Source organism: Flavobacterium tibetense (assembly GCF_003293845.1).
Classification (GTDB): Bacteria; Bacteroidota; Bacteroidia; order Flavobacteriales; family Flavobacteriaceae; genus Flavobacterium; species Flavobacterium tibetense.
The window spans coordinates 1-11,681 of record NZ_QLST01000025.1; the positions used below are offsets into that span (position 1 = coordinate 1).

An 11,681-nucleotide genomic window follows, 5' to 3' on the forward strand; every position below is an offset into this window, starting at 1 on the left:
TGTTCAAGCACAACAGGATCCCCATTATACGCAGTACATGTATAATATGAGTATTATGAATCCGGCGTATGCTGGTAGTAAGGAGAATTTATCGATGGGATTGTTATATAGAAAGCAGTGGGTTGAGATCGAGGATGCGCCTACGACAGCTACCTTTTTTGGTCATTCTGCAGTTGGCAAGAATGTTGGATTGGGATTGAGTGTTATATCGGATAAGATTGGTCCTGTAGAGGAGAACAATGTTTACGGGGATTTTTCGTACACGATTAATTTAGGAGGCGAGCATAAGTTAGCTTTTGGATTAAAAGCAGGACTTACGTTTCATAAAGTGGGGTTGTTTAGTGATATTTACAATACGTTGCCACAGCCCAATGATCCGGCTTTTCAAGAAAACATAAACAATACTTATTTTAATATTGGTTCAGGATTTTTCTATTATACGGATAAGTATTATTTAGGATTTTCGGTTCCCAATATGTTAAAGTCAAAGCATTTGGACATTCGTCAAAATGGAGATGAGTACGAGTTTGGATCGGAGACGAGTCATTATTTTTTAACTGGAGGCTATGTTTTTGATGTAACAGAGAACGTGAAATTTAAACCCTTTTTCATGTTAAAGTCAGCCTTTAATGTTCCAGCATCGTTAGATTTATCTACGAACTTTTTATTCAACGAGAAGTTTGAGATTGGTGCAACTTACCGTTTAGATGATAGTTTTGGCGCTATGGTTAATTATGCGGTATTACCTAATTTACGTATTGGTTATGCCTATGATCATATTGTATCGGATTTAAAAGTAACTACACCTTCTTCGCACGAGATTATCTTGTTGTTTGATGTAAACTTCCCGAAAAAGGTATCAAGTTCACCGAGATTTTTCTAACCTAATAGCACAAAAAAAATGAAGAATATATATTTAAGTTTAAGTTTTGTTTTAGCTGTTAGTTTAGCACAGGGACAAAACAAACAAACCCGAGTAGCGGATAAGTTATTTGAGCGCTACGAATATGTTGAAGCCGCTCAAGAGTATTTAAAATTAGCCGATAAAGGCGATGCAGATACGTATGTAGTAAAACAATTAGCAGAGAGTTATTACAATATTTTTAATACCAAAGAAGCTGTAAAGTGGTTTTCAAAACTTGTAGAAGAAAAGCAAGAGGCAGAAACGTATTATAAATATGCCCAAATGCTTAAAGCAGAAGGTAACTACCAAGAAGCTAACAAGCAAATGGAGCAGTTTGCCACCTTAGCGCCTAATGACCAAAGAGCCAAAGCATTCAAATCGAATCCAAATTATCTTGCAGCGGTTAAATCACAGGCGAAGTTATTTGATATTACCCCATCAGATATCAGTAGCGATAAGAGTGATTTTGGAGCGGTATTAGCTAACGATAACACGATTTATTTCACAAGTGCAAGAAACACATCTCGCAGAACACACGGATGGAACGAAGAGCCATATTTGGATATTTATAAAGCTACGTTCAATGAAAACAAAACCATTAGCGAAGCTACACCACTAAGTGATGTAAATACCAAATGGCATGACGGGCCCGTAGCTATTTCTAGCGATGGAAACACGATGTACTTTGGAAGTGAGAGTTTCAATGAGAAGGAATTTGAAAAAGGAAAAACAACTACCACGGAGCAAACTATAAAAAAAGGAAGAATCTACTTGTATAAAGCTACCAAAGAGGGCGATAAGTGGACTAGTGTAAAACCACTTCCAATGAATAATAAGTCGTACTCGGTAAGAAACCCAAGTATTAGCAAAGACGGGAAAACGCTTTATTTTTCATCGGATATGCCAGGGGGATTAGGTGGAGAAGACATTTGGAAAGTAAGTGTAGATGGCGATACATACGGTACACCAGAGAACTTAGGAAAGAACATCAATACAGAAGGAAACGAGAGTTTTCCATTTATTGCGGATGACAATGTATTGTACTTTACTTCAGATGCCAGACAAGGCTTTGGAGGTTTTGATATCTATAAAGTAGATATGAACAAACCAACTGAAGCAACTAACATTGGAGCTCCAGTAAATACAGAGAAAGATGATTTTTCATTTACGTTCAATAAGAGCAAGAAAGTAGCCTTCTTTTCAAGTAATAGAGCAGGAGTAGACAATATTTACGTGGCTATACCAGTTTGTGGTGTAAACGCTTTGGTGGTTACTAAAAACGCAAAAACAGGTGCTTTGATAGAAGGTGCAACAGTTAGCGCAATGGACGCTAAAAATGTACTTGCGGCTACACAAACTACAACTGAAATGGGAACTACAAATTTCGGATTGAATTGCGAAATGGTATATAACTTCCAAGCAACAAAGACAGGATTTGAGAATGCAATAGCTACTATGCAAGAATCAGAAGGAGGCGAGACGACAATTGAGATTTTGATGAATCCAATTATGCCAGTTATAACAGAGAAGGAAGTGATTTTAGCACCGATATTCTTTGAGTTCAACAAGAGCAACATCACGGCGCAAGGAGCTGAGGAGTTAAACAAGTTAGTGATGGTAATGAACGAGTATCCAGAGATGGTCATATTTGCTAAATCCCACACCGATAACAGAGGAAGTGATAAATACAACATGAATTTATCGGATCGAAGAGCAAAAGCTACTGTTCAGTACATTATCTCGAAAGGCATTGCAAAAGAGCGTATTTCTGGACAAGGATTTGGAGAGAGTGAGCCAAAAGTGAACTGCACCAAGTGTACAGAAGAGGAACACGCACAAAACAGACGAAGTGAATTCTTAATTGTTAAGAAGTAAGATAGTTATTTAAGTTAACCAAATTAGATTACCAAAGCCCTGAAATTGAAAAATTTTAGGGCTTTTTTCGTTGTTATTATAACAAAAGTCTTATCTTTTGTTATTTTTTAATAACAAATGAATAGGCAATGATTTAAATTCATAAATTTGGGAGCTTAACATAATCATAACAAAATATTTACAAAGAATGAAAAAATTATTACTTTTTTTCATGTCATTATTTTCCTTCTTTAGCTATGGTCAATTTAGTGAAGGATTTGAAGGTGCAACTTTCCCTCCCCCAGGATGGGTAGTTACTGATAATGGCATAGGTACTGTTCAATCGTGGGTAAGGAATACAGCTTTTCCCAACGTATGGACAATAGGGGTGGGTTCCGCAGTTTCTAACAGAGAAGTATTAGGTGTGCCTGCTACTGCTCAAGATTGGTTAATTACTCCTCAGGTATTGGTCCCTGCAAATGGGCAACTTCGATTTTTTGCCAGATCAACTTCTGCCGGAATACAAGGGAGTTCCTATAGAGTTCTTTTGTCAACAACTACACAAGATATAGCTGATTTTACAACAACTCTAGCAACTTTCACTGAATTGGATATTGCAAATGGAGCAATGCAACAGTTATTCGTATTGTTAGATGCATATGCAGGACAAAATGTATATATTGCTTTTGTTCATGAAGTAATTGATGATAACGGGGAAAGATGGATTCTTGATAATGTTAATGTTGACAGACAATGTTTACAGCCAGGAAGTTTAACCGTTTCCGCTATTGGAGACACTTCTGTTAATATTGGTTGGAGTAATCCTACAGGTGCAACACAATGGGAAGTTGAGTATGGACCAGCAGGATTTACACCAGGTACAGGAACTTTAGTAACTGGGATTGCTACCAATCCATATACACTAACTGGTTTGACGGCTGCAACAACTTATGATTTTTATGTAAGAGGTATTTGCGGTCAAGACAATGTCAGCCCTTGGTCTGATTCAGGAACTTTTACTACTGGTTTATGTCCTGCTTCTCAACAGTGTGATTTTGTTTTTAGAATGACAGATAGTTTTGGAGATGGATGGAATGGAGCAAGGATGACCATAACTCAATTAGGTCAAACGGTTGCTGTAATAGGTGCAACATTCACGGCTGGTGCTGGTCCAGTAAATATTACTGTGCCTTTGTGTAGCGGTCAACCATTTGAATTAACATGGACAACGGCTGGTACTTGGCCTACTGAGGTAGGTGTAGCAATTATCGACCCGCTAGGTGTTCAAATTTATAATAAGCCATTTAATACAGGAACGCCAGGTACGGTTTTATATTCTGGTCCAGCATCTTGTATACCGCCTACATGTCCAGCTCCAACAAACATTGTTGTTAGTGCATTAACAACTTCTTCGGGAACAATTACTTGGACAGATAACGCAGGAGCTTCTCAATGGGAAGTTATTATTCAGCCTGCTGGAACGGGTTATCCTCCTATAGGAACTACTCCTACAGCAGTTGTAAATACATCATCATATGATTTTTCAGGATTTCCATCTGCAACTTCATTTGAAGTTTATGTTAGAGCGATTTGTAGTCCAACTGACCCAAGTTTGTGGGCTGGACCTAGAAATTTTGCAACATTAATTTCTAATGATGAATGTGCTACTGCAATAAATGTTCCTGTAAATACAGGAACAGCATGTATAAATTCTGTTAATGGTACAGTTTTAGGCGCGACAGCATCTCCAGATCCAAATGGGTGTGGCGGGACAGATGATGATGACGTATGGTTTCAATTTACTGCAACAGAAGGAACTCACAATATTTCTTTGGTTAACGTGGCGGGTAGTACAACGGATTTATATCACGTTGTTTACTCAGGAACATGTGGTTCATTAACTCAGTTGTATTGTAGTGACGATAATAGCAGTATTGCAACAAATTTAACACCTGGTCAAACTTATTATATAAGAGTTTATACATTTACAGCAACTGGTGGGCAAAATACAACTTTTACTTTGTGTGTTGGAACACCAGTGGATTGTTCTGATGCATCGGCTTTTTGTGGAGATACTGGGTTGGTTTACACTAACTCTGTAGGTGTTCCAAGTTATGGTTCTATAGGTTGTTTATTTACAACACCAAACCCTTCTTGGTATTTTATGCAAGTAAGTCAGTCAGGAAATTTAAACTTTCAAATACAGCAAACTAGTACAGCAACTGGAAATGGAATAGATGTAGATTATATTGTTTGGGGGCCGTTTACTCCTGCTCAATTTGCTACTTCATGTAATGATTTATATGACTTCCCTGATGGGAATTTATCTATTCCAAATAATATTGCATCTTGTAGTTACTCAGCAGCAGCAATTGAAAATTTCACTATCGCAAATGCAATAGAAGGAAATATTTATATAGTTTTGATTACAAACTTTAGTAATCAACCAGGAACTGTTACCTTTACTCAAACAAATTTAGGTGGCTCAGGTGCTGGAGCAACAAATTGTGATATAGTTTGTAGTACAAGCTTAGGTCCAGATCAAATTCTTTGTGCCGATTCTTACGAAATAGTCTCGTCAAATACAACAGCAGATGCTTATCAATGGTTCTTTAATAATGTTTTAATTCCTGGCGAGACAGGTAGTACTTTGACTGTATTTCAGTCTGGTACTTACAAAGTTAGAATTACTTGTGGGATCAATAATGTAGAGGATGAAATTGTAGTTACATTGAATCCGACTAATATTCCAACATTTTCTAATCCAGGGTCAATTTGCTCTGGAGCAGCTAATGTACCTTTAAGCAATACTTCTAATAATGGAGTTACAGGTCAATGGTCGTTAGCGGGTAATCCAGTTACTGAAATTGACACAGCTACAGCTGGAACATTTTTGTACATTTTTACTCCTGATGCTGTTGCATTTCCATGTTCTCCAACTTTCGAAATGAATGTTGAAATTCTTGGGACTTGTACTTTTAATAGTATTTCAACTGCAGTTTATATTGAAAATTGTGAAACTACAGCTCCAGGAGAATTTTACAACACTACAGGTGTAGCTCCAAATGAAATTGGAACAACTTCAAATATTTTCACAGGCAATAATTACGGGGTTCATCTTCAAAATTCAGGAAGTTTAATTTTAAAAGGCGCTGAATTGCGTTCTTTTAAAACAGCAACCTCGAATGTTTGTGGCGCTAATTTATATTATAGAGTTTATTTAACAACTGGAACGCCAGGTGCATTCAGTTCGGTTGCATTGCCTCTTTTAGATGATTGTAATGCAGGAACTTATCCTTCTGGTGGCGTATGTAATCCGGATGATCAAAAATGGCAATCTATTGCATCTGTAATTGACTTGACAACTTTTGCCCCTGGAAATTATACAGTAGAAGTTTATTATGATTTAATTGGGGATAATGATAGTACAACAGATTGTGATGATATCGTTTTAGTAAATAATAGTGGTGACAATTATTTAGCAAACTTCACTATTCAAGCATTACCAACATTTGTTTCTACTAATGAAGAATGTGGAAGTTCGAACGCTACAATTACTTTTTCTGGGTTTATTCCCGGAACTACATACTCTGTAACTTATACTGATGATTCAGTAGTCGTTGGACCAATAAATTACATTGCAAACTCAAGTGGACAAATATTTTTCACGGGATTAAATGCAGGAACTTATGCTGATTTTAACTTCCAAGTTAACGGATGTGATATTTTATTAGCAGCACCAATTGTAATTACAAATTTTTCACCTTCTATTACTCAGGTGACTTCAAATACTGCGGTTTGTGTTGGAGAAGATGCTGTATTCACAATCGAAGGAACACCAAACTTTAATGTCAGCTATACTATTAATGGTGGTTCTTCTCAATTTGTAACATTAGATGCATCTGGATTAGCAACTGTAACTATTACAACACCTCCAGCTGGAACTGTTGTTTTACAATTAACTAGTATTTACAACCCCGCATGTACAATTGTTGTAACAAACTCTTCTGATGTTATTGTGAATCCATTACCAACAGCAACTATTGTAGCAAATACTTCTTTTGTTTGTGCTGGTGATAATGCACAATATACAATTACAGGAACCGCAAATACTACAGTGACTTATAATGTTGATGGTGGTGCTGATCAAACATTAGTACTTAATGGATCTGGAACATTTATGCTATCTATTCCAAGTCCAACTGCAACGACAACAGTTACAATTACTGGAATAACAGATGTAAATTGTAGTAATACATTGAATGCTTCTGCGGCTATTTCTATTGTTACTATTCCAACACCAACAATTAACATCACTCAAAATGCTGATTGCGCAATACCAACGGCTACTTTTGATGTCACATCCCCGTTAATTTCACAAGTTAATTATCCAACTAACTTGTTTATTTCAGAAGTGACGGATCATTCAACGGGCTCTTTAACTTATGTTGAAATTTATAATGGAACAGGAAATCCAGTTAATTTAGCTAATTATAAATTAAAAGTTTATACCAATGGAAATCCAACTCCAGCCTGTGATTTATTATTGAGTGGAACTCTTGCAAATGATGATGTAGTTGTTGTTAAATTGAGTACAAGTACAAATCAAGGTGGCGTTGTTCCAGATTTATCATTCACAACATGTTCAGGAGTTAATAATAATGATAATATTCGTTTAACTACAAGTACAGATGTTGAACTAGATAATTGGGGTATTAATGGTACTGTGTTTACTCCTGGTGGAGGCGTAGGTTATACTTATAGAAGAATTTCTTCTGGTACTACTTTACCAACGATGACATGGAATCCAGCTGATTGGACTGAACTTGATCCTGAAGATTACACAGATGTTGGCTTCTACACTATTTATAATTCAAATTATGAATATATTTTAAGTGATGGAACAACTTCAACAACTAATACGTATCCAAATGTTACTTTTACAGGAGTCGCTCCGGGTAATTACACATTAGTTGCTCATGATTTGGTTACAGGATGTTATTCTCAGCCATATTCATTTACAATTGATGCGCCAATATATAATAATCCAATTTTAGGGTTCAGTTATACAACACCAGTTTGTAACGATAATGGTAATTTATTACCAATTGGAGCTGCTGGATTCAATTCTGGGGGTTCATATAGCTCAACAGTTGGTTTGACTATTAATAGTACAACTGGAGAAATTAATGTAGTAGGAAGCGCGCCTGGAACTTATACAGTTACATATACTTTCAATCAAGATCCAAGTCAATGTTTGAATGCGGGAACATCAACTTTTGATGTAACCATTACGGCAGGGACTATTGCTACTTTCAATTCAATTACTTTGTGTGAAGGTGATTCAAATACACAATTGCCATTAACTTCATTGGAAGGATTTACAGGAACTTGGAATGCAGCTACTATTGATTCTTCTATTGTAGGAACTTCAACTTACACGTTTACTCCTACAGGTGGTCAGTGTGCTGCGCAAGGCACCTTAACGGTTGTAGTTGTTGCTAAAGAAGCAGTAACTTTTGAGTCTTTGGAAGCATGTGCTAATGCTAGTGTTGATTTCCCAACAGTTTCTGTTGAAGGATATGAATTAAGTGGTTCATGGTCTCCTTCTTCGATTAATACATCTTCAGTTGGTTCTGAAACGTATGTTTTCACACCAAATGACGTCTGTTATGCACAGGCAACCTTAACAGTTGAAACGGTTATTTGTACAATCCAAAAAGGTATATCTCCTAATGGTGATGGACTAAATGATAGTTTTGATCTTTCTGCTTTCAATGTTAAGACACTTCAAATTTTTAACCGTTACGGTAAAAAAGTGTACAGTAGAGGTAATTATTCGAATGAATGGTTTGGTCAAGCTGATAATGGTAATGAATTGCCAGACGGAACCTATTATTACGTAATAGAGTTTAATGATTTGCCTTCAAAAACAGGTTGGATTTATATTAACAGAGCACAATAATAAATTGAATAAACACTTTGGTTGATTTTTCAGCTGAAGTGTTTATTAAAAAATAAAATACATAATGAGAAGACTATTATTAGTTTTATTAGGGTTTGTCATTTTCACAGATGTTCAAGCACAACAGGATCCCCATTATACGCAGTACATGTATAATATGAGTATTATGAATCCGGCGTATGCTGGTAGTAAGGAGAATTTATCGATGGGATTGTTATATAGAAAGCAGTGGGTTGAGATCGAGGATGCGCCTACGACAGCTACCTTTTTTGGTCATTCTGCAGTTGGCAAGAATGTTGGATTGGGATTGAGTGTTATATCGGATAAGATTGGTCCTGTAGAGGAGAACAATGTTTACGGGGATTTTTCGTACACGATTAATTTAGGAGGCGAGCATAAGTTAGCTTTTGGATTAAAAGCAGGACTTACGTTTCATAAAGTGGGGTTGTTTAGTGATATTTACAATACGTTGCCACAGCCCAATGATCCGGCTTTTCAAGAAAACATAAACAATACTTATTTTAATATTGGTTCAGGATTTTTCTATTATACGGATAAGTATTATTTAGGATTTTCGGTTCCCAATATGTTAAAGTCAAAGCATTTGGACATTCGTCAAAATGGAGATGAGTACGAGTTTGGATCGGAGACGAGTCATTATTTTTTAACTGGAGGCTATGTTTTTGATGTAACAGAGAACGTGAAATTTAAACCCTTTTTCATGTTAAAGTCAGCCTTTAATGTTCCAGCATCGTTAGATTTATCTACGAACTTTTTATTCAACGAGAAGTTTGAGATTGGTGCAACTTACCGTTTAGATGATAGTTTTGGCGCTATGGTTAATTATGCGGTATTACCTAATTTACGTATTGGTTATGCCTATGATCATATTGTATCGGATTTAAAAGTAACTACACCTTCTTCGCACGAGATTATCTTGTTGTTTGATGTAAACTTCCCGAAAAAGGTATCAAGTTCACCGAGATTTTTCTAACCTAATAGCACAAAAAAAATGAAGAATATATATTTAAGTTTAAGTTTTGTTTTAGCTGTTAGTTTAGCACAGGGACAAAACAAACAAACCCGAGTAGCGGATAAGTTATTTGAGCGCTACGAATATGTTGAAGCCGCTCAAGAGTATTTAAAATTAGCCGATAAAGGCGATGCAGATACGTATGTAGTAAAACAATTAGCAGAGAGTTATTACAATATTTTTAATACCAAAGAAGCTGTAAAGTGGTTTTCAAAACTTGTAGAAGAAAAGCAAGAGGCAGAAACGTATTATAAATATGCCCAAATGCTTAAAGCAGAAGGTAACTACCAAGAAGCTAACAAGCAAATGGAGCAGTTTGCCACCTTAGCGCCTAATGACCAAAGAGCCAAAGCATTCAAATCGAATCCAAATTATCTTGCAGCGGTTAAATCACAGGCGAAGTTATTTGATATTACCCCATCAGATATCAGTAGCGATAAGAGTGATTTTGGAGCGGTATTAGCTAACGATAACACGATTTATTTCACAAGTGCAAGAAACACATCTCGCAGAACACACGGATGGAACGAAGAGCCATATTTGGATATTTATAAAGCTACGTTCAATGAAAACAAAACCATTAGCGAAGCTACACCACTAAGTGATGTAAATACCAAATGGCATGACGGGCCCGTAGCTATTTCTAGCGATGGAAACACGATGTACTTTGGAAGTGAGAGTTTCAATGAGAAGGAATTTGAAAAAGGAAAAACAACTACCACGGAGCAAACTATAAAAAAAGGAAGAATCTACTTGTATAAAGCTACCAAAGAGGGCGATAAGTGGACTAGTGTAAAACCACTTCCAATGAATAATAAGTCGTACTCGGTAAGAAACCCAAGTATTAGCAAAGACGGGAAAACGCTTTATTTTTCATCGGATATGCCAGGGGGATTAGGTGGAGAAGACATTTGGAAAGTAAGTGTAGATGGCGATACATACGGTACACCAGAGAACTTAGGAAAGAACATCAATACAGAAGGAAACGAGAGTTTTCCATTTATTGCGGATGACAATGTATTGTACTTTACTTCAGATGCCAGACAAGGCTTTGGAGGTTTTGATATCTATAAAGTAGATATGAACAAACCAACTGAAGCAACTAACATTGGAGCTCCAGTAAATACAGAGAAAGATGATTTTTCATTTACGTTCAATAAGAGCAAGAAAGTAGCCTTCTTTTCAAGTAATAGAGCAGGAGTAGACAATATTTACGTGGCTATACCAGTTTGTGGTGTAAACGCTTTGGTGGTTACTAAAAACGCAAAAACAGGTGCTTTGATAGAAGGTGCAACAGTTAGCGCAATGGACGCTAAAAATGTACTTGCGGCTACACAAACTACAACTGAAATGGGAACTACAAATTTCGGATTGAATTGCGAAATGGTATATAACTTCCAAGCAACAAAGACAGGATTTGAGAATGCAATAGCTACTATGCAAGAATCAGAAGGAGGCGAGACGACAATTGAGATTTTGATGAATCCAATTATGCCAGTTATAACAGAGAAGGAAGTGATTTTAGCACCGATATTCTTTGAGTTCAACAAGAGCAACATCACGGCGCAAGGAGCTGAGGAGTTAAACAAGTTAGTGATGGTAATGAACGAGTATCCAGAGATGGTCATATTTGCTAAATCCCACACCGATAACAGAGGAAGTGATAAATACAACATGAATTTATCGGATCGAAGAGCAAAAGCTACTGTTCAGTACATTATCTCGAAAGGCATTGCAAAAGAGCGTATTTCTGGACAAGGATTTGGAGAGAGTGAGCCAAAAGTGAACTGCACCAAGTGTACAGAAGAGGAACACGCACAAAACAGACGAAGTGAATTCTTAATTGTTAAGAAGTAAGATAGTTATTTAAGTTAACCAAATTAGATTACCAAAGCCCTGAAATTGAAAAATTTTAGGGCTTTTTT

The 11,681-nt window shown here is 36.5% G+C and carries 5 protein-coding genes; all 5 read left to right on the forward strand.

Translation table 11 applies throughout. The features are described 5' to 3' along the window. A partial coding sequence (locus DPN68_RS12760) for a PorP/SprF family type IX secretion system membrane protein (protein ID WP_113989852.1) occupies positions 1-883 on the forward strand: 883 nt, incomplete at its 5' end. An 18-nt stretch (positions 884-901) separates the two neighbouring features. Continuing rightward, on the forward strand, positions 902-2,779 hold the full coding sequence (locus DPN68_RS12765) for an OmpA family protein (RefSeq protein ID WP_113989853.1): 1,878 nt from the start codon (positions 902-904) through the stop codon (positions 2,777-2,779). 187 nt (positions 2,780-2,966) lie between these two features. Then, positions 2,967-8,723, forward strand: coding sequence for a choice-of-anchor J domain-containing protein (locus DPN68_RS12770; protein ID WP_113990025.1), 5,757 nt, complete (start codon positions 2,967-2,969; stop codon positions 8,721-8,723). A gap of 64 nt (positions 8,724-8,787) precedes the next feature. Beyond that, the gene (locus tag DPN68_RS12775) at positions 8,788-9,717 is read left to right on the forward strand and encodes a PorP/SprF family type IX secretion system membrane protein (protein ID WP_113990026.1); all 930 of its coding nucleotides are present in this window, start codon (positions 8,788-8,790) and stop codon (positions 9,715-9,717) included. An 18-nt stretch (positions 9,718-9,735) separates the two neighbouring features. After that, a complete protein-coding gene (locus DPN68_RS12780; RefSeq protein WP_113989853.1) occupies positions 9,736-11,613 on the forward strand; it encodes an OmpA family protein in 1,878 nt (625 codons plus the stop codon). Positions 11,614-11,681 lie beyond the last annotated feature (68 nt).

Bases quoted from the DNA above. Each gene is read 5' to 3' on its own strand.
- DPN68_RS12765 (WP_113989853.1), top strand. From the start codon at position 902: ATGAAGAATATATATTTAAGTTTAAGTTTTGTTTTAGCTGTTAGTTTA.
- DPN68_RS12770 (WP_113990025.1), top strand. From the start codon at position 2,967: ATGAAAAAATTATTACTTTTTTTCATGTCATTATTTTCCTTCTTTAGC.
- DPN68_RS12775 (WP_113990026.1), top strand. From the start codon at position 8,788: ATGAGAAGACTATTATTAGTTTTATTAGGGTTTGTCATTTTCACAGAT.
- DPN68_RS12780 (WP_113989853.1), top strand. From the start codon at position 9,736: ATGAAGAATATATATTTAAGTTTAAGTTTTGTTTTAGCTGTTAGTTTA.